The following is a 24246-nucleotide window of genomic DNA, read 5'->3' on the forward strand; positions in this document are numbered from 1 at the left end:
TTCCTAAACCTATCTCCTTCTTCAGCCTTGCCAATGTGCCGGACATGCCAGTACCGGAGGTAACTTTGTAGTCTTATCCCCTTTTGCAACATTGATCTGGGCCTGCGTTAAAAAGAGACTTTCGGAAAGGTCTGCCCCTCTTATATCGGCATCTCGCAAATCCGCCCCGATAAAATCAGCTCCCTTCAAAACGGTATCTTTCAGATTTGCAGCAATTAAGTAAGCTCCTCTGAAATTAGCACCTTTCAAATTCATGTTTCTGAGATCTTTACCCATCCACTCTTTTCCTTGTTTCAGCTTCTTTTTTTTATATTGTTCGGAACTTATTTCTTTCAGAATTTGCCCTCTTATCAATTCACTGGTTTGTAAAAGGTACGTGTTTGCTTCTGCCCGATGTACTGCAATATCCAATTTCAAAAGATCATCTGCATCCAAATAAGTTAATTTTTCGATTTTTTTGATCACGGTATCAAGATGCTGGCGGTAGGGCAAATCTGATTTTATATTTGCCGCTTGATTCAAATACCAAAGAACTTCTTGCAGTTGCCTCATGATTAAGAACGACTCATACATTTTGTTCGCTGCTTCCGGTTTTTCCCGCCAATTTGCTCCTTTAAAAGTAATTTGAGCAATCTTTGGCCCTGCACCAAAGCAATCAAAAGCATCACACCCCTTTAAGCCTCGTTCTCTTAAATGACTATGAACTCCGCAAGTAAAATTCGATTGAAGATTTGGACAAGGGGTTCCGGGTTCTTTGTCGATCGGAAATCCTTCAGAAGTTGAAAAATAAAGTGCAACACAGCACATACCAAAACAATTTTTACAATCCGCTCTTAAATTTCTAATCTCCATACTATTGAATTCGTTCCTTTTTTCATTTATAGTCAAGTCTTGATTTCTAGAAATAGGTGTCATTATACCTCTTTGTCCTTCCTTTAATGAATAAGTCACACATAAAAGGAGGCATCTCAAAAATACCTCCTTCTACCCTACCTATAACTTTTATTTTTCCTCCAGAGATAGATAAATATAAAAAGGCTTATCTTCCATACGCATTTCAAGGCAGATAACCTTTGAATAACTTGTACTTACCGTAAATTCCCCATTCATTAAGGTAGGGGTAGAGATGTCTATGGTTGTACCCATCTCCGATAAGCTGATACTTGCATTTGCTGCCAGCATATTACTTAATTCGGAGATAGCACTTTGAGCAAGCTCACCAAATTCTGTCACTTCCATCCCGCACATCATATAAGAAGCAATCTGCTTTGCGCAATCTTCTCCCATGGCGAAAAAAACATTTCCGGTCAGCTCTCCTATGATGCCTACGATTCCGATCACTCCGGAAGCATCAATTTGCTTCTCAAAATATTTTTGATTTTCGAGTTTTACATCTGTTATGCCTAACATTGGCATAACATTTAAAAACGCATCGCTAAATGCAGCTACAAATTCTCTATTCATCGCACTCGCTCCTATTAAAGCCAACATTCATGTATACCTCACCGAAAACCGTTTCTGCTTTAGCAGAAGTAACGGAATCTAACTTTGGTTTTGAAATCTTAATGGATTCTCCGTAAATAACAGTAGGCGGCGCTACACGCAGTCCAAAAATTTCGTTCTTCTTATTAATCATAGAACAAGCATTTCCCGCTATGATATTTGAAATTTCACCCATTACATTAATCACCTGTTCGTCGGTTAACACCTCTTTCTTAAACAAAGCTGCTGCCATGTTTTTAGCTGTTTCATGAGACATATCCAAGATCATTCTACCGGAATATTTTCCGATGATCCCCATCACAACCGATATTCCTCTTGATATTTGTTCATCGTTTGCGGTGGTTTCATTTTCATATTGGGGAACAGATTTAAAAAATTTATTGCATGTATCTGTCAACGCTTCTTTAAAAGCGGTGTAATACAGTTGATCCAGTTCAACAAATAATTCTTGATCTGCCATAATTCTTCGAATCAATAAGGAAAGTTCTTCTCCGTCTACCGGTTTTTGTAGGTATCCAGACACTTTCGCTTTTCTTGCTTTTCGAATAATTTCTTCATCCATCATTGAACTAATAACAATGACCTTCAGCTCCGGATCAATTTCGTGAATAGCTTTTGTGCATTCAATTCCGTCCGCTTCCGGCATTGTCATATCCATTGTAACCAGATCCGGTTTTAGGTTCGAAACTGCTTCCACTGCTTCCGACAGAGAATTTGCACTACCGATGACTTCAAAGCCTTTCTCCGTTAGGATATTGCTGATCATTGCCACCGAAAAAGGAGAATCGTCCACAACAACTACTTTAACATCTTTCATTCTTACACCTATCCTTTTCCCATTATAAACTATTATTGAAGAAGCCCTATATGATTTAATATTTAATTATTGCTGATCTTTCTGAATATGTTTTCAACCTCGGATGGAGAGATTGGCCTATATAAGTAAAAGCCTTGCACTTCATTACATTTTCTTTGACGTAAAAACTCTAGCTGTGCTTTATTCTCCACCCCTTCAGCAATAACACGGAGTCCTAAATTTTTTGCAAGATTAATGATACTATCTGTTATAACTCGATCTTTATCATTGTTTTCAATACCATTAATAAATTGCATGTCGATTTTAATTCGGTCTATCGGTAAAATTTTCAACCTGCTCAATGAGGAATATTCCGTACCGAAATCATCAATTGAAATCGAAACGCCTAATTTTTTGAGCTGATTTAATACGTCTACTATGTAATATTCTTCCGCAATCGTGATGCTCTCTGTAATCTCCAGTTCAAGATACTGCGGATCCAAGCCCGTCTTCTTAAGGATGTTATCAACTTGAGAAACTAAATTGGGATCTCTGAATTGATTCACCGATAAATTAACTGCCATTCGTACGGGAGGAAATCCTAAATTCTGCCAATATTTATTCTGTATACAAGCCGTTTCCAAAGCCCATTCACCAATGGAATTAATAGCGCCCGTATGCTCCGCTAGAGGAATAAATACGTTTGGAGAAATCACGCCTTGCTCTGGATGATTCCATCTTAGTAAAGCTTCAAAACCGGTAATCTGATTTGTCTCAAGACAAACTTGGGGTTGATATTCGAGATAGAGTTCCTCTCTTTCTTTGGCGTGATATAAATTATTTGTCAACCGTATTCTGGTATGGATTTCTTCTTTCATTTCAGAAGAACATAACAGGTATTGATTTTTACCCGTGTCTTTGGCTTTATGCAATGCGATATTCGCATTCTTTATCAAGGAGTCCGTATCTGCTCCATCTTCCGGATAAATGGATATTCCGGCACTGGCAGAGATAAAGAACTCCTGCTCTTTCAGTATGAAAACTTGATTAAACAGTTCCATGACCTTATTGACAACCGTAATGATATCTTCGCGATTTGAAATATTAGTCAGCAAGATCAAAAATTCATCTCCGCCAAAGCGGCAAATCGTATCTGATTTACGCAAACCAGCCGATAAATGTCCTGCCATCTGCTTTAACAGCTCATCCCCTCCGTCATGTCCAATGGCATCATTGATCGTTTTAAAAGAATCAAGATCCAAAAAAACGATTCCCAGCATTTTCTCCGTACGATTAGCCAGATGAATAGCTTGATTGGCTCTGTCTTTAAATAAAACGCGGTTCGGTAAATTAGTCAGTTGATCGTAATACGCCAAATAACTAATTTCTTTTTCGGCATTTACTTTTAGTAAGGCATCCGCAAATACATTCGATATAATTTTTAATAGACTCGTCTGATCCTTACGCCACTGTTCTTGCGATTTTGCTAAATTAAATTCCAGAAACCCCAGCACTTGATTATTCCCAACAATAGGAATCAATCTCGTTGTAAAGAAAGTTTCCTTACATACATGACCTAATTGATCTGTATTTTTTGATATATTTACGATCTCTTTTAACAGCAACTGTTTCACCCACCAAGTATCCGGATCTACATACATCTCTTCAAATTTTCTTCGCTCTATTTTAGAAGATTGATACCACCTATGGGTAGCCTTAATTTTCATGTTTTCCATATCAAAAATGCCTAAACTGGCAATTTCCACTTCAAAATGCTCCCCGCATTTTCGTAATGCATAATTTATTTTTTCGTCGAAATTAAGTACATTGATGGTTACAAAATTCGCTGAGATATCCGAAATCAATGTCTGAAACCTTACTTGTTCCACATTCTCTTTGAGCCGTAATATATATATTTTATTCACAAAAAATGCAACCCAAATCCCAATGGCCAAGATTCCGATTCGAGCTATATAATCACTGCTGTCGATAAGAACCATTGCCTGTGGTTTAATATACCACACGAGAATTTGTGTAGTAATTGCAGAAATTGCAATAAAAACCAACGTATTGGACTTATTCAGCAAAAGAGAAATGATGACAAATATAAAGGGGAAAACCCAAATCGTTACGCCGCCGAACTCAACAAATTGAATGGTGATTGCTGGAATAGCCACTACCATACTAATGGTGATAATGATATTTTTTATATTTTCCTCTAAGTTGACATACTGAAGGACTTTTACGGCTATACCCAAAAGAAGCAATACCGCACTGGACATTAAAATCTTAGACAAATTGCCATGTTCACTGACGATATACTGTGCAATAAAACATAAAAAACTTCCTGCTATAAATGCAGTCGACAAATGACGATAAATCCTCACACGATTGGCCTCATTTAAAATAAACTCGTCATCTAAATAAACTTTTTCATTCATGAAGCGGTATTTAATGATCGAATAGAAGATTCCAATACAGGGCAACAAAATAATGATAGGAGCGATTTGAGGTATAGTAAAAGGCAAAACAGTATTTCCTATTATGTCTGTAAACAAAGCTATAATAAAGGCTGTAACAAAAGAATAAAAAATAATATTGGCCTGATTTTTACTTGTCTTATCTGTTTCATGCTTTTTCCAATTCCATAGCAGAAAAAGGCCAAGACATACATAGCCAACAACATAGACATGAAAAAATAAATCATAAAAATTGTTCGGTGCGAAATTAACCCAACCAAACGAAGAATAGATAAAATGATACTGCCGGAAAGCATTACTGGATAATGAAAAAAAATAGAGAATAAATAAAGGAGGCAACGTTAAAAAGACCCACCTTTTCTTTAGAAACTGCTCTTCCCCGGTTAAAATAGCAATATAAATTAATAATTCATAGAAAAAAGTTCCCCAACCGATAGCGGATATGCGTCTCCAAAATAAGCAATTTTCCATTGTCGGAGCAGAAATAGCTATCGAGAATCCGAAGGACCAAATAAATAAAGAGAGACAAGTAATAAAAAAAATCCTATTAATCTTTTCTTTCGGATTAATATATAAAATATAAGTTCCGAAAAAAAAGTAAAAAAAACAGACAAATAAAAACACTATTGAAAATGTCATTGGTGCATTCACTACAAAAATCCTCCTTTAATATAAGGATCCAGATTGGTTGACTGAATTTCAATCGTCATTGTTACAATAAGTTAGACTTATGTATAGATACCTTCGATAGCTGCTACATTATTCCACATTTTATATCCATATTATACATAATTTAATAGGCTTTGTACAAGTTATTTGAAAAATTTGTATAATCCGTCAAGTAATGCACATAAAAAATCCGCCCCCTGCATTATTGGCAAAGAGCGGTTGAATTACTTACAAACATTCCTCTGCTATTCTAGCTAATGGGCTTCGCTCCACTTCTTCCAAAGTGACATGTCCGGTTATCTCATACGGTTTCATCTTTTCAATGACGTAAACGAGTCCGTTTGACTTGGAATCAACGAGAGTATTATCAATCTGATTGTCTGACGGATCCCCTATCATAATAAATTTTGAATTCAATCCGGCTCTGGTCAGCATCAGTTTTGCAAGATGCGGTGTCATTTCCTGCGCCTCATCTATAATAACCATTGCATTCGATAAAGTTCTGCCCCGCATGAACGCAAAAGTTTTCATTTCAATCACCCCTGCGTCTTTATATTGTTCTAAAAAGCTTTCTACCGAAAAGTTTGGCTTCTCGGTATAGTCCATTCGTTTCTTTGCGTTTTTACTCAGTTTATCATTTTTTGCAGCAGCGTTCTTTTTTTGTCTCTCACTCATTAAACTCTCAATTGCATCACCAAAGGAATCCATGAAAGGCTTTAGCTTTGCATCTTCCGTTCCGGGTAAATAACCGATAGCATTTCCAGCAGAAACCACAGGCTTGACAAGAATAATCTTATCATACACATTGTTTTCCAGAACCTTTTGTAATGCGGCCGCTACAGAAAGAATGGATTTCCCTGTGCCGGCTCCTCCGCTTAATGTGACCAAATGAAGCTCTTCATCCATCAGTAGTTCAAAAGCCATTCTTTGTTCTCTATTTTTAGGAGATAAGCCCCAAGCCTTATCATTGGCATATTTCAAAGGAACAATTTTATGTCCGTCAAATTTGGCAAGTGTCTCGTGGGAGTCCCGATCGCTGCTTCTGATGCAGAAAAATTCGTTTGGGTAGGCATTTAATCCGGTCTTCTTTGTTAACTTTAATCCTCCCTGATAGATTTTATCGATTTGCCCTGAAGTTAAGGTGATCTCTTTATACCCTTTAAAGCTTTGGTCTACATCAATCTTATCGTTTTGATAATCTTGTACAGATAAATTTAAGGATTCTGCTTTAATCGCAACACAAAGGTCTTTCGTCACTAAGATCGTCGGAATAGGTTGTGACTCGTTCATGATGTTCATTGCAACGGTTAAAATTTTGTTATCATTTTTATTTAAATCCATTGCATCAGGAAGTTCAACAGGATTCATATGATTTAATTCAACTCTTAACGTCCCGCCATTTGGCAACGTTACCCCATTATGAATATTGCCGTATTGCCGTACTTGATTGATTTCCCGGATGGCCTCTCGCGCTTGGTAGCCCAATATCCCTTCCTTTTTCTTTAGATTATCTAGCTCTTCCAAGCATACTAACGGGATAATGATGTTATTGTCTTCAAAAGTATGAATACAGCCAGGAAAATGGATCAATACATTTGTATCCAGTATATAGTTCTTAATCAAATCAAATTCCCTCCTTAGGGCAGTTTCGCCACTCTACTAAGAGCTAACGATATTTCCTAGTAGATAAAAAAACTAAAGCAGCATGATAAACTACCGATTGTAGTTACAATGCTACTTTTAACTCATCATATTGCTGTGCATATTGCTCTATTATCGCTCCAATTTGAAACCAATGTTTCACGCGTGTCACATTGGCAGGCAACGCCCCTCTATTGTAGTTACAATCAATCAGAAGCACTTCAAAACCTGCCTGCGACAGCTGTATGGCATTTTCATATCGATCCTCAATAAATAAATCTGATTTTAACTCCTCCGCTTTATGTATTTTGTCATGACTTCCGAGCAACGATAAGGAATGCATCGGTATCTTGTGGTCTGACAGCCAGTCCAAAGTCACTTGCTTCATTTTTTCTTCTCGGGCAGTCACAAAATGTATTCGGTGAATAGAATGCAGGTCTTTTATCGCCATTGCCGCTCCAAATCTGATCTTTGCTTCTTTATGCAGTAATTCACCGTACTCCTTATAGAATTGACTATAGGCCTCCGGATTTACACCTAGGATTTTATGTATTTCATAGTGAATGGCATCCTCCGGCTCGAGATGGGTGTTAAAATATTCATTTACCCGGGAAATCCAATAATAGGGCTCTGTAATCGTGCCATCAATATCAATGCACAGATTTAATCGTTTCATCCTCTTTACCTCCTATGTATTTTCTGATTACATTATAATATTTCCACGGAAATATCTCTTTAAGAGAGCGTAAAATCTTTGTAAATTAAATGATTTTACCTCTGGGAAATAACCTCTTTGACTCAATCACTCTTCATGACAACAAAAAAACCCTGTAAACTGATTATAAAAATACAGTACAGAGTTCTCTTTAAAGGTTTATTCTATTATAAAATTTAGTTACACATGTAAACACTTAACCCTACGAGGAGACAGCTTTCAATAAAAGGAAGATTCTTCTGGCGCAAATAATCAAGCAATTCCGGACTTTCCGCCCCCGGTTGGATCACCACATTATTAAAGTTCTTTTCACATTCTTTCATTAATTGTAACCCCTTTACCGGATTAATGCATAAATCAATAACATCAATATCCTCCGGAATATCATTAATGGATTGCAGTTCTTTTCCTACACAATAGACTTTATATCCTGCTCCCTCCATCTGCTTTTTAATTTTATAAGCATACTTATCTTCATTTAACGTATCGCCAACAACAGCAAACGTTTTTTGCCTCATTGTTTCTCTTAAATCCATTTTATTGCTCCTTTCATGATATGACCTTATTTTATCACTATTGTTTTCTATGTGCTGTAACAAAGTCACCGAACAGCTTTTTATGAAACTCCATTAATATCGCAAGCGATATTTCCTACATTATAAAAATTATAAGCCATAAACTGCATACTTGCAAGCTTGGAAAAGGTGGCTCCACTCCCTGCCGTCCGTTTTACCCAGCCAAGCAGAAAACATCACGGTAGTTTCTGGGTCAGTTCATCAAAAATAGGGACAGCAGACTTTCGCCCTGATTTCCCGTTCTCTGCAAAAACTACAATCGTATATTTAGGGTTGGAAGCCGGATAAAATCCGGTAAACCATCCATGGACGATATATCGTCCGGCATCCGATGCTTCAGCTGATCCGGTTTTTCCTGCCGTTTCTTCTTCCGTCGATACATTATTTCCCGTTCCGTACTTCATCGTCGCCTTCATCATCTTCGTGAGCTGACTTGCTGTCTGCTTCGAGATCACCCTATGATCCTGGTCATCCGATTTCTTTTGTATCGCAGATTTTTGTGTTTCTTCGCTTGGGTCTCCCAGTACTTCTTCTACAATTTTCACCTCTTTATCCACACCGCCGTTTGCTATAATATTTACCATTCTAGCAACTTGAAGCGGAGTTACCAAGGTTTCTCCTTGTCCAATGGAAAGATTTCCGATGCCTGCACCCTGACAATTCTTTAATGCGGGAAGATTACCGTTTTTAATATTCGGAAACCCATTAATCGGATTCTCACCCAACCCCATTTTCTCCGCCATTTTCAATATGTCTTCTGCCCCTACCATCTCCCCAAGCTCAATAAAGGCACTATTGCATGAGTAAGCAAAGGCATCGGTGAATGAAATATCTCCGTGGCCTTCCTCTCCTCCCGTCGAGCAGCCGAAGATTACACCATTTACCTCTCTCTTCCCGTCACAATGCAGAATAATGTCCGGTTTAATGCCTTTTTCTAAAGCAGCAGCAGCCACAACGATTTTAAAAATAGAGCCGGGAGGATATTCCCCCTGAAAAACTTTATCAATCAGCTCTTTATTATCGCTGTTAATATATTGTTTCATCTCATTCGGATCAAAAGCAGGCGTACTGGCACAGGCTAATATACTTCCGTCTTTTACAGATTGAACGACCACTGCTCCATTATAATCACTGTTATTTAACGCTTCTTCTACACTTTTTTGGATTTCCTTATCTAATGTCGTAACAACCCCGTAGTTCTGATTAACAGACGTCGAAAGTCCGATACCAGACAACAAATACCCTTTTGCATCTGCCATAGCAAAATAATTGCTGTCATTATTTTCTAATTTTTTGTTATACAGCAATTCAAGACCTGAAACACCGTTGCCGTCTTTCTGATTAATATACCCAATAAGATGGGACGCCAATTGGTTGTTATCATACCGTTTGTTGATTTCCAACGAATAGGCATTATACTTATCTTCCAGCACCTGCCAAGCTTCTCGATCATAATGATCGATTGCATATACATAGTATTTACTGTTATCTACACTCAATTTATGGGCTTCCATTTTACTTAAAACAGTAGCAACCTTTGAATCATATTTTTCTTTTAAGAGCAGCACCATATATTCTTTGCTTTGGCTGGTCAAAGGAGACATATTGCGATCATAAATGGTCCCTCTGAAATCGATTCCGTTCAAGCTTATCTTTTGTTGCCGGATAGCTGCCGTACTTAATTCTTCTCCACCTATAATTTGAATGTAGGTTAGCCGACCTGCCAGTCCTAAAGATAGCAGCACATATACGATGCATATGAACATCATTCTTTTCTTCATAAAAAACACCCCTTATAATGGGAGTTTTCCCCTTATAAAGAGTGTTTATACTTTCAGGATATTGTTTTACAGTTTATGTATAAATAAACCGCTGCCTAACTTAGGTTCAAACCATGTGGACTTAGGAGGCATTACCATATCGTTATCGGATACTGCCAATAAATCAGCTATCTCCACGGGATAGACCGCAAATGCAACCTGCATATCCGTCTTTACCCTTCTTTCGAGTTCTTTTAAGCCTCTGATCCCTCCCACAAAGTCTATTCTTTTATCCGTTCTTGGATCTTCTATGCCCAAAATCGGTTTTAACACATTGTTCTGCAAGATGGAAACATCCAGTGAATCAATCACATGATCCGGGATGATTTCAGGCTTCGCTTGTAATTCATACCATTTATCGTTTAGGAACATGCCGAATATATGTTTTCCTGTCGGTGCAAAAACATCGCTTCCCTTTTCGTTTATTTCAAATCCTGCCGTTTCCACCTTCTTTAAAAATTCTTCTGCTGTGTTTCCATATAAATCTTTAACCACTCTGTTATAGTCAAATATTCTTAAATCATTATCCGGGAAAATAACAGCCATAAAGAAATTGAATTCTTCTTCACCGGTATAATTGGGATTTTCTTCTCTTCTTTTCAAGCCGACTTTGCATGCGGAAGCACTTCGGTGATGTCCGTCTGCAATGTATAAAGCCGGAATTTCACCGAATAATTCCGAAAGATTCTTAATCACGGAATCATCGTCTACCGTCCATAAGGTATGCTGAATTCCATCCTCAGTAGTGATGTCAAACAGTATTTCATGACTGGATATCCAACCTTCTACAATGCTTCTGATTTTCTTATTGTCTCTATACGTTAAAAATACCGGCTCGGTATTGGCATCACAAATATCAAAATGATTAATTCGGTCGATTTCTTTTTCCACTCTTGTAAATTCATGTTTTTTAATGACATTATTTTGATAGTCGTCAACGGAAACGCAGCCTACGATACCAACCTGTGTTCTTCCATTCATCACTTGTTTATACAAATACATCACCGGTTTTTCTTCAACAACAAAAACCCCGTCTTCTATGTTTTGAATAATGTTTTGCTTCGCTCTTTCATGAACCGATTTCTCATATGGATTTTTCTGTTCAGGCATATCGATTTCTGCTCTGCAGATGTGCAAAAAGCTGTAAGGATTTCCATCTGCCATATATGCTGCTTCTTCTCTGTTCATTACATCGTAGGGTAATGAAATTACTTTGTCCGCATATTTTTTATCCGGACGTATTGCTTTGAAAGGTCTAACAATTGCCATTTTTTCTTATCTCCTTAATTATTTTTTCTGTGACTTCTGTAATACTCATTCCTGTTGTATCCAGTTCAATCGCATCTTCTGCTCTTTTTAAAGGGTTTAATGCCCGCGTGGAATCATCGTGATCCCGCTTGATAATATCCGCTAAGACAGCGTCAAAGTTCACGTTTTGTCCTTTTGCGACCAGTTCCTCATACCGCCTCTCTGCTCTTTCCTGTGCAGAGGCAGTCATAAAGAATTTATATCTCGCATCAGTCAACACATTCGTTCCGATATCCCTTCCATCCATTACAACACTTTTCGCTTGTCCCATTTTTCGCTGCAAAGCAACAAGCATTGCCCTTACTTCAGGCAATGCGGAACACATAGAAGCCATCTTTGTTACTTCGGGCGTTCTGATTTGGTCATTTACAATCTCACCATCCAGAATGATATTACCTTTACTAAAGTCTATATCCGTCTTGCCCAGTAAGTCAATCACTTCCTCCGTATGATCTAAATTAATTTTTCTCTCCAGAATTTTATATCCAATCGCCCGATACATAGCGCCCGTATCAATATAATCAATGCCCAGCAATTTAGCGACTTGTTGTGCGATTGTACTCTTTCCCGCACCGCTGGGTCCATCAATAGCGATTTGAAAAATTTGTTCTTCTTTCATCATTCTACTCCGGTTCTTACTTCTTCTTTCCATTGTCTAATAGTTTTTCTATTTCTGCAACAAAAGTATTGACATCGGTAAACTGCCTGTACACCGAAGCAAAGCGCACATAGGCCACTTCGTCCAGCTTTTTTAACTGTTCCATAATCAGCTCACCGATAAATTCACTTTGGACTTCTTTTTCCATCATGTTGTTCAGTCCTCTTTCGATTTCATTCACAACTTTTTCTATTTCAATCATAGGAACCGGTCTTTTTTCGCAAGCTTTAATAATCCCGTTCAAAATCTTATTTCGATCAAAAGCTTCGCGTCTACCGTCCTTTTTCACAACCATAAGCAACATTTCTTCTACTTTTTCATAGGTCGTAAATCGTTTATTGCATTGATCGCATTCTCGTCTTCTTCGTATAGCATGTCCTTCCTCAGTAGGTCTTGAATCGATTACCTTTGTATCTGGATTTTCACAAAATGGACATCTCATAATGCCACCTCCTACTATCTTTCGTAATTCTATATAACACTCTTTCTTCTACTAATCTGTTTTCGCTATACAATGATTCTACTATATATTGTGTGTTTTGAAAAGAAATTCTTCGTAAAATGGCTTTTTTTATACACTAATTCCCTCAATTTCCACTAAAATAACATCGTCACCTATAGTCCGTATATTTTCCCACTTTACCACATAGTCTCCATCACTTCTTCCAAAAATATTAAAGAAATTTTTCGGTGACGGAATAACAAGTCCCTCTATTCTTCCTTCTTCAAGATTAATTTCTATATCACTGACATAGCCTAAGCTTTTTCCGTCAAAAATATTGATAACCTCTTTGTTTTTAATTTCTTCTGTACTTGTCATCTTATGTTTCCCCTTCCACATGAAATGTATTGCCAGCTTTATAAGCTGTCCTATGGTACAATATATTAAAAGGGCAATGGAATTATACCATTGCCCTCTGATGATTTGTTTTTTATTCTTTTTATGCCTTAGCACTTTCTTCCGCGGGTACTTTCACGGACTGATCCACAACGAAATCAAGAACCTTTTCCATCATAAAGCTCTTCATCAGATTGGCCTTTCCTACATATTCTTCGAAGGATGCGCCATACTGCGCTTTAAATTCTTTATCGCTCGTAATATTCTGCTCCTTCATGTAATCCTTTAGAAGCTTGTCATATTCACTGTCATTGATCGTAATACCTTCTTTTCTTGCTATGGAGTAGATAACCATTTCTTGATGCACGATCGTCTTCGCATATTCATCTTCCGTCATCCCTAACATTTGCTCCATAAAGTCTGCATATTCCATACCATACTGTTCTGCATACGGCTCGTATTGCGTTTTAATGGTCTCCTTAATATCCTTCAATTCTTTATCCGGATATTTTAATACTTTTGCATTATCAACAACTGTATTCCAAACACTGTTTTGCATCTGCTGCTTTGCGTTGGCTTCTTTCTGAGCAAGCAAGTCTTCCTTTACGGATTTCTCATATTCCTCTAGTGTCGTGGATTTACTGTTCGCCTTTACAAAATCTATGTTGTATTCCGGAACGTTGCTAACGGTTATAGAATTCAATGTTACGGTAAAATCTACAGGCTTGCCGGCTACTTCTTTCCCCCAATAATCTTCTGGAAATTGTAAATTAAGAGTCTTGGTTTCTCCTACCTTCATACCGATTACGCCATCATCAAAGCCGTCAATATAGCCGCTGCTCCCTAAAGTAATATTGGTTCCTGTGGTACTTCCGCCTTCAAATTCCTTCCCGTCAATTTTACCGACATAAGCGATATTGACTGTTTGTCCTGCTGCAGCGGTTCCCTCTTTATCTTCAGTGGTTGTACTGGCTTGTTGAAGTCTATTTTGAATCTCGGCTTTAACGTCATCGCCGGAAACAGAAATGGCTTCTTCCGTTACTTTTATGCCTGTATAATCACCAAGGGTTACATATTCTGATAAATCATAATCATATGGTTCTTTATCCTCACTCTTGCTTCCGCACGCAGCAAGTGACAGTGTCAAGCAAAGAATCATTATAAAAGATACTATTTTTTTATTCGTTTTTATCATTTTTTCGCATTCTCCATCCCTTTGTTATTAACCGATATCGGCCTACATCTTAGCATTATATCATACAAACAGCGTCGCAGTATGATTCAATGAACGCTTCCCTACAGCAACACTGTATTCAATGCATTGCGTTCATTATACCATAAAAAGCTTACTAAATAAAGAAAAAAGCTCGGTAATTACACCGAGCTCTTCAAATCTTTATATGGTAACTACGATTATCACAAATTGGCCGAAAATCTTAGAAATCTAAACATATTTTCGCATGTATTTCAATGCGTTTTTCTCTAGCCTGCTTACCTGGGCCTGACTGATTGAAATTTCTTCTGCAACTTCCATCTGCGTTTTTCCTTCAAAGAATCTCATTTTTAAAATATGACGTTCTCTTGGGGATAATTTTTTCATTGCTTCAGATAACGATAGATTTTCAATCCACCGCGTATCTGTATTCTTCATATCTTTGACTTGATCCATTACATAAATGGCATCTCCGTCATCATGAAATACAGGTTCAAATAGCGAGATCGGCTCTTGGATTGATTCTAATGCCAGTACGACATCTGCCCGCTCCATCTCCGTTTCCTTTGCAATTTCTGCTATGGTCGGTTCCCGTTGAAGCTCCTTCGCTAACTTTTCTCGTGCCTGAAGGGCCTTATAAGCCGTATCCCGGAGCGATCTGGATACCCTGATCGGATTATTATCTCTCAGATACCTTCTGATTTCCCCTATAATCATTGGTACTGCATACGTTGAAAACTTCACACCGTGGCTAGTATCAAAGTTCTCCAACGCCTTAATTAATCCAATACACCCTACCTGAAATAAGTCATCTGGATTTTCTCCTCTATTGTTGAACCTCTGTATTACACTAAGTACCAACCTGAGATTCCCCTTTATGAATTCTTCTCTAACCTCTTTATCTCCCCCTTTAACAGCCTCTATCATTCTCATCATCTCTGCATCTTTGTAAACTGGTAATTTTGCGGTGTTTACGCCACAGATCTCTACCTTGTTTGCCATAAATAAGGTCCTCCGAATTCTCATTGCTCCCCTTTAGCAATCTTTTTTCGCTTTTAAAAGCGCTTTGTGACCTATATTATTTATGCGCAGAATGAGACTATTTTATACTCTATGCATGAAACTATTTGGCAGAAATCTACGACAAAAAACCTAGTTCCGTCAAGTCCGCATTTTTGGACTTAAAGAACTAGGTTTTAATTTATCTTATTTTAATATGCACGTCTCTCAGCTGAACTTCTTCTACTGTGCTTGGTGAATTAAACAATAAGTCTTGACCGTTTGGAGACAGTGGGAATGCGATGATTTCCCGGATATTTTCTTCTCCTGCAAGAAGCATGACCATTCGGTCTACTCCCGGAGCCATACCTGCATGAGGAGGTGCGCCAAATTGGAATGCTTTGTAAAGAGCTCCGAATTTTGTCTTTACATCTTCTTCCGTATATCCTGCGATTTCAAACGCTTTAACCATCACGTCCGGCCGATGGTTTCGAACGGCACCAGAGGATAATTCCACGCCGTTTACAACAATATCATACTGGTAAGCCTTGATCTCCAGTGGATCCATTTCCAGCAATGCTTTCATTTCGCCCTGCGGCATGGAAAATGGATTATGCGTGAAGTCAATCTTATTCAGATCTTCATTGAACTCAAACATCGGGAAGTCGGTAATATAACAGAATTCAAATCTGCTCTTGTCAATTAAGTCTAACCGATTTGCGAGTTCTGTTCGAATCTGGCCCGCATATTTTGCAACCACATTCTTTTCGTCGCTGATGAAGTATAGAATGTCTTCCGCCTGTAATCCTTCACGAACTGCTAGTGCTTTCTTCTGTTCATCGGTAAAGAACTTATCGATAGGACCCTTATAAGACATATCTTCATTAACTGTGATATAGCCAAGGCCTTTCATACCAATTCCCTTCGCAAAACTTTCCATCTTCTCAAAGAAAGACTTCGGCATTTTTGCCTTTCCCGGCACACGGATTGCTCGGACAATCTTACCCTTAAACGGTGCGAAATCAACGTCTTCAAAGAAATCACTCAAATCTGTAATGAGTAAAGGATTTCTTAAATCCGGTTTATCGTTCCCATATTTCAGCATGGATTCTTCAAAGGTAATCTTTCTAAACGGCGGCTTGGAAACTTCTAGCTGCGAAAATTCCTTAAAGGTCGCATACAGTACTTTTTCAGCTACCGCAAATACATCTTCTTGTGTAGCGAACGCCATTTCAAAATCTAACTGATAGAATTCTCCCGGTGAACGGTCTGCTCTCGCATCTTCGTCTCTAAAGCACGGAGCGATCTGGAAATATCGGTCAAATCCGGAAGCCATCAGCATTTGCTTAAACTGCTGCGGAGCCTGCGGCAGCGCATAGAAGCAGCCTTTATGCTTTCTGCTCGGTACCAAATAATCTCTTGCCCCTTCCGGTGAAGAGTTTGCCAAAATCGGCGTCTGTATTTCCATGAATCCCTGTTCTTCCATTCTTGCACGTAAGAATCGGATAATCTTTGAACGGAATATAATCTTTTCATGAACCTTCGGATTTCTTAAATCCAAGAATCGATACTTTAATCGAACATCTTCTCTGGTATCGGTAGAAGAATCAATTTCAAACGGTAGATTATTGTTCGCCATTCCAAGAATTCGAACAGCTAGCGCCTTTACTTCGATTTCTCCGGTTGCAAGCTTCGGATTTACCGTATCGGCATCTCTCTTAAGCACGATACCGCTGACAGAAATAACCACTTCTTTGTTGAGTTTTTCTACCATGTTTTCGGTTACTACAATCTGCGTCACACCGTAATGGTCTCTTAAATCAACGAAAGCAATACCGCCGTGGTTTCGGATTGTGCTCACCCATCCGGCAATCTTAATTTCTTTATCTACATCAGCAGCGGTTAACTGGTTGCAATTTACAGTTCGGTAGCATCCGTCAAATTCACTGTCATCATCGATAGCAATATCCCATGCCTTTACATCGTACTTTTTCGCTTCAGCCGCTTTTCTCTCTTCTTGCTGCGCTTCCGCTTCTGCCTGTGATCCTGCACTGATGTTTTCTAATTGTTCTTTAATCAGCTTATTTACAGTCTGAGGACTTGCCTTTCCTGCAAGCTTTCTCATCGCCTGGCCTACTAAGAAGCCAAAGGCTTTATCTTTTCCGGCCTGATAATCTTCGATAGATTTAGGATTTTCGTCAATCGCCTCAGTTACAGCTTTTTCAATTAAAGCCATATCTTCGATAGCAAGTAAACCCTTTTCTTCCACATATTTTACTGGATCAATATTATTATCAAATAATTCTTCAATAACCTGTTTTGCTACAGCTCGATTGATTTTGCCTTCTGCTGTTAATTTCACAATATCCGCTAATTTTTGTGCGTCCACCTGAATATCTTCCGGTGCAACATCTCTTTCCTTTAATAGTCTTAAGATATCTCCCGTAACAAAGTTCGCGGAAAGCTTTGCATCCTTTGATAAGGCTGTTGTATTTTCAAATAATAATGCCACTTCTTGGGTCGCAATAATCGTCTTCGCAATATCTTCGGATAAGCCGTATTCTTTCTGGTATCGTTCTCTTTTCGCAAGAGGTAATTCTATCATTTTTTCTTGTAACCCAGAAATCCAAAGTTCATCAATAGATACCGGCAATAAATCCGGATCTGGGAAATATCGATAGTCCTGCGCATTTTCCTTGGAACGCATGCTATAACTTTCACCGATTTCATCATCCCATCTTCTGGTTTCCTGAGTAACCTTACCGCCCGCTTCAATTAAGTCAATCTGTCTTTTGCTTTCAAATAAGATCGCTCTGTGAATGGCTTTGAAGGAGTTTAGATTCTTCATTTCTGTTCTTGTTCCATACTGTTCAGCGCCTTCCGGCCTGATAGACAAGTTCACGTCTGCTCTCATGGAACCTTCCTGCATCTTACAGTCGGAAACACCTAAATACCGCAGCATCTGCTGAAGATTTTCAAGGAAAGTCACTACTTGTTCGGGTGTTCTGAAATCAGGATTTGTAACGATTTCGATAAGCGGTACACCGCATCTGTTATAGTCTACAAGGGTACCGGATACATCATGCACCAGCTTGCCCGCATCTTCTTCCATATGGATTTCGCAGAGAGTGATTCGGCTTATTTCTCCGCCAACCACAATATCCATATAGCCGTTTCGGCAAATCGGATGATATAACTGAGAAATCTGATAATCCTTTGGAAGGTCCGGATAAAAGTAATTTTTTCTATCAAATCGATTTTCTCTTTGAATATTACAATTCAAAGCAAGGCCGGCTTTGATTGCACGATTTACCACGTCCTTATTTAATACCGGCAAACTACCTGGCAAGCCCATACAAACCGGGCAAACATGCGAATTGGGTTCCCCGCCGAATTCAGTGCTGCATCCGCAGAATATCTTTGTTTTAGTTGCTAATTCAACATGGACTTCAAGACCCATGACAATTTCATAGTTCATTACAGAATTCCTCCCTTCGTATGATGATCGGTTACCTGCTGGTACGCATACGCAGCCTTCACCAAAGTCGGTTCGGAGAACGTATTTCCGATTAGCTGCATGCCGATTGGCATATTATTTTCAGCTGAAATACCGCATGGCAATGCAACAGCCGGAACACCCGCTAAATTAATGGATACCGTATAAATATCCGCCATATACATGGCAATCGGATCATCAATCTGTTCGCCGATTTTATAAGCTGTATTCGGGCTTACAGGGCTCAAAATCATATCAAACTTTTGGAAGGCCTGATCGAATGACTCTTTTATCATGCCTCGAACCTGTAACGCCTTCTTATAATACGCATCAAAATAGCCGGAGCTTAGCACGAAAGAACCCAGCATGATTCTTCTCTTCACTTCGGAACCGAAGCCCTCGCTTCTGGATTTATAGTAAGTGGCCAACAAATCGTTTGCTTCTGCTGAACTGTAGCCATATTTAATACCATCATAACGAGAAAGGTTTGAGCTTGCTTCGGCACAGGCAACGATATAGTAAGCCGGTACCGCATATTCAATACCTGGCATTTCAAATTCATGCAATTCTGCTCCTAATGATTTTAACACTTGAGAAGCAGCAAGAACTTTCTCTCTCACTTCGCCATTTAATCCGTCTCCAAAATAGTTCTTCGGAATACCGATTCGTAAGCCTTTCAAGTCCTGTGTATAAGAATTAGTAAAATCAAACGGTTTGTCCATGATTGAGGTACTGTCTCTGCGGTCGGACCCAGAGATAAGAGACAACACCTCTGCACAATCTTCTACTGTTTTTCCCACTGGGCCAATCTGATCCAAAGAGGATGCATAGGCCATTAAACCGTATCTGGACACACTGCCGTAGGTTGGTTTAATTCCTGTTAAATTACAGAATGCACAAGGCTGCCTGATAGAACCTCCTGTATCGGAACCCAACGCATAAGGAGACATGTTTGCTGCTACTGCAGCAGCTGAACCGCCGGAAGAACCGCCCGGCACATATTCCTTATTCCATGGATTTTTTGTAACACCAAAATGGGACGTTTCAGTGGAACCTCCCATAGCGAATTCATCCATATTTGCTTTTCCGATGACAACAGCTCCTGCTGCGTTAAGCTTTTCCATTACACCTGCATTGTATATTGGAACAAAGTTTTCCAGCATTTTTGAACCTGCCGTGGTTCGGATGCCTTTTGTACAAATGTTATCCTTGATGATAACAGGTACGCCAGCAAGCGGAGAAAGTTCTTCTCCTTTATCTATTTTCTTTTGAACTGCTTCCGCAGATTGTATTGCTTCATGTTCAGTCACGGTAATAACCGCATTTACGTCTGTATTGTTATTATTTATTTCACCTAAATAGTATTCGGTTACTTCTTTACAGCTTAATTCCTTGGACTTAATTCGTTTGCCAATTTCAATGGCAGACATGTCCTTCAACGGTTGAGTTGACAATGCCATCACCTTCCTTTTCTAAAATATAATTGTTTCTATAACGCCTCTGTAGAAAAATTTCGACTGTAGAAATTTTTCTTTCATCTGTGCGTTCAACGAGGTGAGGGATATATTATCCTCGTTATATTCAGGGAGAAATTCTGTCTATTCTACTGTCTTGTGCACCTTAAAATAATCGCCTTTGCTTTCGGGTGCATTTTGCAGTACTTCTCCACGTCTGTCACCATTAGTCACATTATCTTCTCTAAAACAATTCTTATTTTCAAATGGGTGTGACATTTCTTTCATGCCCTTCGTATCCAGTTCATTGAGCTTATCCATGTAATTTAATATATCAGTTAAGTCTTTTTTCGCTCTCTGTTTTTCTTCTTCACCGAGCTCGAGTCTAGATAAATCGCCGATATAATCAATCAGGCTATCAGTTATGTTCATAAACGTGACCTCTTTCTATGAATTCATTGTTTTTGTGTGTAAAACTACCTTTATTTTGCGATAAAAGCATAAAAACATGTACTATAGGATACCACTTTTTGCTTAATTTTGCAAGGTTTTTGGATGTGGCCCGTCCTTATTTGTTATTTTAAACAAATAATTTATATTATTTTTGTTGACAAATCCAGTTTTATTTCATATACTTTGTAATAAGCAAGGGCGCTTTGAATAAAAATCATAGTGTCCTTGTCTTTTTTATTATTTCTTAAAAGGATGTAACGGAGGTATACTAAAATGTTTTATCCATAAAAATCCAAAATATACCCATTTTCCCCTTATTTGTTCTTATAAAAATTGCTGATTTTCTTATATAAAAATTTAAAAATGGGTATTGACACGGAATTAATTGTTTAGTATACTTTCGTCATTATATAGCAAAGGCGCTATGAGTATATACTCGTAGTGCCTTTTTTTTCGTAGCTTTAGCTACAATGAAAAAACGGACAGCAGGGAGCAAAGCGAGTCGGAGCCGAAGGGCGTTGCCGTTTTGCCCCAAGCTTGCTTGACTAGGCAAAACGGACAGCGTAGCGAACAACGTGAGCGAAGGAGCCGAAGGGCGTTGCCTTTTTGCCCCAAGCTTGCTTGGCTAGGCAAAACGGACAGCGTAGCGAACAACGTGAGTGAAGGAGCCGAAGGCGTTGCCTTTTTGCCCCAAGCTTGCTTGGCTAGGCAAAACGGACAGCGTAGCGAACAACGTGAGCGAAGGAGCCGAAGGCGTTGCCTTTTTTTCGTAGCTTTAGCTACAATGAAAAAACGGCACTGCTAACAGAACGATATTTATTTCAATGTTTATAAATCACAAAGAAAATCGGGAGGTAAAAAGATGAAAAAGATTTCAGAAATTTTCGGCAGCATGGTATTTAACGATGCAGTCATGAGAGAAAAACTGCCTAAGGATACTTATAAAGCACTTCAAGCTCATATAAACGATAGTGCTCCCCTTACAGTAGAAGTGGCCAATGTCATTGCAAGTGCCATGAAGGATTGGGCCATAGAAAAAGGCGCTACACATTTTACCCATTGGTTCCAGCCAATGACCGGTATTACGGCAGAAAAGCACGACAGCTTTATCTCCCCAACCGAAGGCGGAGAAGTAGTGATGAACTTTTCTGGCAAAGAATTAATCAAAGGTGAACCGGATGCTTCCAGTTTCCCTTCCGGCGGTATCCGGGCTACCTTTGAAGCCAGAGGATATACCAACTGGGACCCAAGCTCCTATGCATTTATAAAAGAAAATACGTTATGTATCCCTACTGCTTTCTGCTCCTACGGCGGAGAAGCTCTGGATAAAAAAACACCGTTGCTTCATTCCATGGAGGCGATTAACAAGCAGGCGGTCAGAGTATTAAATTTACTTGGCAATCCGGCTAAAAAGGTGATCACTACGGTTGGCCCGGAACAAGAATATTTCTTAATCTCCAAAGAGCTTTATGAAAAGCGTAAAGATTTGATTTACTGCGGACGTACTTTATTAGGGGCAAAGCCGCCGAAAAGACAGGAATTAGAGGATCACTACTTTGGTGCAATTAAGCCAAAGGTAAATGAATTCATGGCAGAATTGGATGAAGAACTGTGGAAGCTTGGTGTTCTTGCTAACACAGAACATAACGAAGTGGCTCCTGCACAGCACGAACTGGCTCCGATCTTTACTACGGCGAACATCGCATCCGATCACAATCAGCTTATGATGGAATTGATGAAAAAAATTGCTAATAAATATGATTTAGCATGTTTATTGCACGAAAAGCCGTTTGCTGGCATTAACGGAAGCGGAAAGCATATCAACTGGTCACTGGCCACGGACAGCGGAGAAAATTTATTGAAACCCGGCAAAAATCCAATTGAAAATATGCAGTTCTTACTGTTCTTATGCGCAGTGATCAAAGCGGTTGACCAGTATCAGGATTTACTTCGAATTTCAGTTTCCGGTCCAAGCAACGATCACCGTCTTGGCGGAAATGAAGCACCTCCTGCCATTATATCGATTTTCTTAGGAGAAGATTTAAAGGAAGTATTGGATGCTCTTGCAGACGGGAAGACAGAAGTTCCTTATCGGGATCGAAGGATGGATATCGGACTTTCCATTCTTCCTGATTTTAAAAAGGATACAACAGACAGAAACAGAACATCTCCGTTTGCTTTTACGGGAAGTCGGTTTGAATTCAGAATGGCTGGTTCTACAACATCCGTATCCTGTCCTTCCTATATGTTAAACACCATCACTGCCGATACACTTATGGGATTTGCAGATGTACTGGAACAAGCAGACGACATAGAAGCAGCAGTCAAGAATCTGATTAAGGAAACATATATCAACCATCAGCGAATCGTATTTAACGGGAACAATTATTCCGAAGAATGGGTACAGGAAGCAGAACGAAGAGGTCTTTTAAATCTAAAGGCTGCCGTAGATGCCTTTCCGCTTTTCACGAGTGAAAAGAACCTAGACCTCTTTAAGAGACAGGGCATCTTTTCAGAGGTAGAAGTGACAGCAAGAAAAGAAATCTTATTTGACGAATATTGCAAACTCGTAAATATCGAAGCATTAACCATGCTGGATATGGTTAATAAGGATATTCTTCCGGCTGTATCTTGCTATGTAAACGATTTAGCCGAACTAGTCATCAACAAGAAAAGTGTTTCTGAGACGATTGCTTGTGAGATGGAAAAAAACTTAATTTCAAATCTGTCCGCAATATGTGATGGCTTATACAGCAAAGCCTCTGCATTGGATAGCTTACTTCTTGAAGTAAATAATATTGAAAAGACTCAACTTGCGGCAAGATTCTTCTGCGATAAGATTTTACCGGCAATGAATGAAATCCGTGCATTGACAGATGAACTGGAAACCATGACGGCATCCAAATACTGGCCTATGCCTACATACGGAGAATTGTTGTTCTATTAATATAATATTAACCTCTAAAATAGGGTGTGCCTCGAAATGAGACACACCCTTTAGTTTAATGGTCGTATGTTTTTAATATTTTTTCTGCGATTTTCTTCTTGGAAACTCTTCTATTCATTGCTTGGTGCTCGATATATTTATGGGCCTGCTCTTCTGACATGCTTAAGTATTGTACCAATACCCACTTTGCACGATTGACCAGCTTCATTTCATCAATTTTACTCTGTAATTTTAAATTTTCCTCTTGAAGCGTTGTAATTCTGTTCTTTGCAAGCTGTGCGAATTTAATCGCTTGACTCAGCATGGCTTTCACCACAGGCTTGTTTACGATGATGATTCCATATTGCTCCATTTTTTCGGCTACCCGTTCAATATCTTCATTTTTTAACAAGACAATAACTCCTGCCGATGAATGATTTACGGCACAAATTGCTAAATTATCACCAACTTCCTCCTCCAAGGGGCTATTGATGATGACCAAGTCAAATAAGCCCTCCAGCAGTTTAGTTTGAGCTTCTTTAGCGGAATATACTGCTTCTGCTGTATATTCTTCAATCTGATTCATATACTCCATAAGAGCGTCCGTACTCTTACCATTTTTGGTCACTAACAACAGTTTTTTCAAGGGAGTTTCTCCTGTGCTTTATTGAAATATATTTCATTATATAAACATATATTTTA

General features: G+C 38.8%; 19 protein-coding genes and 1 pseudogene. 1 reads left to right on the forward strand and 19 read right to left on the reverse strand.

The features are described from left to right. Nucleotides 1–21: 21 nt before the first annotated feature. The 18 genes and pseudogenes from JYB65_RS05420 to gatC all read right to left on the reverse strand — a co-directional run bounded on the left by JYB65_RS05420 (nucleotide 22) and on the right by gatC (nucleotide 20597). Nucleotides 22–915, reverse strand: a complete 894-nt coding sequence (locus tag JYB65_RS05420; RefSeq protein ID WP_245156576.1) for a pentapeptide repeat-containing protein — start codon at nucleotides 913–915, stop codon at nucleotides 22–24. Between the two features lie 87 nt (nucleotides 916–1002). Further along, nucleotides 1003–1464: a chemotaxis protein CheX gene (locus tag JYB65_RS05425; protein ID WP_206581571.1), complete on the reverse strand. Its 462-nt coding sequence runs from the start codon at nucleotides 1462–1464 to the stop codon at nucleotides 1003–1005. Next, entirely contained in the window at nucleotides 1457–2320 is an 864-nt protein-coding gene (locus tag JYB65_RS05430) for a response regulator (RefSeq protein WP_206581572.1), read from the reverse strand. The genes JYB65_RS05425 and JYB65_RS05430 overlap by 8 nt, the downstream gene beginning before the upstream one ends. Before the next feature lie 62 nt (nucleotides 2321–2382). Continuing rightward, nucleotides 2383–5418 carry a GGDEF and EAL domain-containing protein gene (locus JYB65_RS05435; RefSeq protein ID WP_245156608.1) on the reverse strand — a complete coding sequence of 1012 codons (3036 nt, stop codon included), beginning with the start codon at nucleotides 5416–5418 and terminating at the stop codon, nucleotides 2383–2385. Nucleotides 5419–5676: 258 nt separating this feature from the next. Next, complete coding sequence (locus JYB65_RS05440) at nucleotides 5677–7071, reverse strand: PhoH family protein (RefSeq protein ID WP_206581574.1); 1395 nt, start codon at nucleotides 7069–7071, stop codon at nucleotides 5677–5679. Between the two features lie 103 nt (nucleotides 7072–7174). Next, complete coding sequence (locus tag JYB65_RS05445) at nucleotides 7175–7765, reverse strand: 5' nucleotidase, NT5C type (RefSeq protein ID WP_206581575.1); 591 nt, start codon at nucleotides 7763–7765, stop codon at nucleotides 7175–7177. A gap of 215 nt (nucleotides 7766–7980) precedes the next feature. Then, on the reverse strand, nucleotides 7981–8340 hold the full coding sequence (locus JYB65_RS05450) for a CoA-binding protein (RefSeq protein WP_206581576.1): 360 nt from the start codon (nucleotides 8338–8340) through the stop codon (nucleotides 7981–7983). A gap of 215 nt (nucleotides 8341–8555) precedes the next feature. After that, the gene (locus JYB65_RS05455) at nucleotides 8556–10160 is read right to left on the reverse strand and encodes a peptidoglycan D,D-transpeptidase FtsI family protein (protein WP_206581577.1); all 1605 of its coding nucleotides are present in this window, start codon (nucleotides 10158–10160) and stop codon (nucleotides 8556–8558) included. A 66-nt stretch (nucleotides 10161–10226) separates the two neighbouring features. Beyond that, entirely contained in the window at nucleotides 10227–11468 is a 1242-nt protein-coding gene (locus tag JYB65_RS05460; protein WP_206581578.1) for a DUF1015 domain-containing protein, read from the reverse strand. Beyond that, nucleotides 11455–12126: a (d)CMP kinase gene (gene cmk / locus JYB65_RS05465; protein ID WP_206581579.1), complete on the reverse strand. Its 672-nt coding sequence runs from the start codon at nucleotides 12124–12126 to the stop codon at nucleotides 11455–11457. Before cmk ends, JYB65_RS05460 begins: the two co-directional genes overlap by 14 nt. Nucleotides 12127–12142: 16 nt before the next feature. Next, nucleotides 12143–12607 (reverse strand): transcriptional regulator NrdR, encoded by a 465-nt coding sequence (gene nrdR, locus JYB65_RS05470; RefSeq protein ID WP_206581580.1) that lies wholly within the window; start codon nucleotides 12605–12607, stop codon nucleotides 12143–12145. Nucleotides 12608–12736: 129 nt separating this feature from the next. Further along, nucleotides 12737–12985 carry a PRC-barrel domain-containing protein gene (locus JYB65_RS05475; protein ID WP_206581581.1) on the reverse strand — a complete coding sequence of 83 codons (249 nt, stop codon included), beginning with the start codon at nucleotides 12983–12985 and terminating at the stop codon, nucleotides 12737–12739. 121 nt (nucleotides 12986–13106) lie between these two features. Continuing rightward, nucleotides 13107–14198, reverse strand: a complete 1092-nt coding sequence (gene tig / locus JYB65_RS05480; protein ID WP_206581582.1) for a trigger factor — start codon at nucleotides 14196–14198, stop codon at nucleotides 13107–13109. Between the two features lie 249 nt (nucleotides 14199–14447). After that, a complete protein-coding gene (sigG, locus tag JYB65_RS05485; RefSeq protein ID WP_206581583.1) occupies nucleotides 14448–15218 on the reverse strand; it encodes an RNA polymerase sporulation sigma factor SigG in 771 nt (256 codons plus the stop codon). A gap of 199 nt (nucleotides 15219–15417) precedes the next feature. Further along, nucleotides 15418–17175: an aspartate--tRNA ligase gene (gene aspS, locus JYB65_RS05490; RefSeq protein WP_342366632.1), complete on the reverse strand. Its 1758-nt coding sequence runs from the start codon at nucleotides 17173–17175 to the stop codon at nucleotides 15418–15420. Nucleotides 17176–17283: 108 nt separating this feature from the next. Continuing rightward, a pseudogene (gene gatB, locus JYB65_RS14910) lies at nucleotides 17284–18693 on the reverse strand (Asp-tRNA(Asn)/Glu-tRNA(Gln) amidotransferase subunit GatB); the annotation flags it as partial. Continuing rightward, nucleotides 18693–20141: an Asp-tRNA(Asn)/Glu-tRNA(Gln) amidotransferase subunit GatA gene (gatA, locus tag JYB65_RS05495; RefSeq protein WP_245156609.1), complete on the reverse strand. Its 1449-nt coding sequence runs from the start codon at nucleotides 20139–20141 to the stop codon at nucleotides 18693–18695. The gene gatA and the pseudogene gatB, both read right to left, overlap by 1 nt. Nucleotides 20142–20309: 168 nt before the next feature. Then, the gene (gene gatC / locus JYB65_RS05500; RefSeq protein WP_206581585.1) at nucleotides 20310–20597 is read right to left on the reverse strand and encodes an Asp-tRNA(Asn)/Glu-tRNA(Gln) amidotransferase subunit GatC; all 288 of its coding nucleotides are present in this window, start codon (nucleotides 20595–20597) and stop codon (nucleotides 20310–20312) included. A gap of 883 nt (nucleotides 20598–21480) precedes the next feature. Here gatC and JYB65_RS05505 point away from each other — a divergent pair. Then, nucleotides 21481–23565 (forward strand): glutamine synthetase III family protein, encoded by a 2085-nt coding sequence (locus JYB65_RS05505; protein WP_206581586.1) that lies wholly within the window; start codon nucleotides 21481–21483, stop codon nucleotides 23563–23565. Nucleotides 23566–23620: 55 nt separating this feature from the next. Here the strand turns inward: JYB65_RS05505 and JYB65_RS05510 are convergent, their stop codons facing one another. Next, nucleotides 23621–24190, reverse strand: a complete 570-nt coding sequence (locus JYB65_RS05510) for an ANTAR domain-containing response regulator (protein ID WP_206581587.1) — start codon at nucleotides 24188–24190, stop codon at nucleotides 23621–23623. Between the last annotated feature and the right edge of the window lie 56 nt (nucleotides 24191–24246).

The sequence above is a fragment of the Clostridium aminobutyricum genome, assembly GCF_017255415.1.
Classification (GTDB): domain Bacteria; phylum Bacillota; class Clostridia; order Peptostreptococcales; family Anaerovoracaceae; genus Aminipila; species Aminipila aminobutyrica.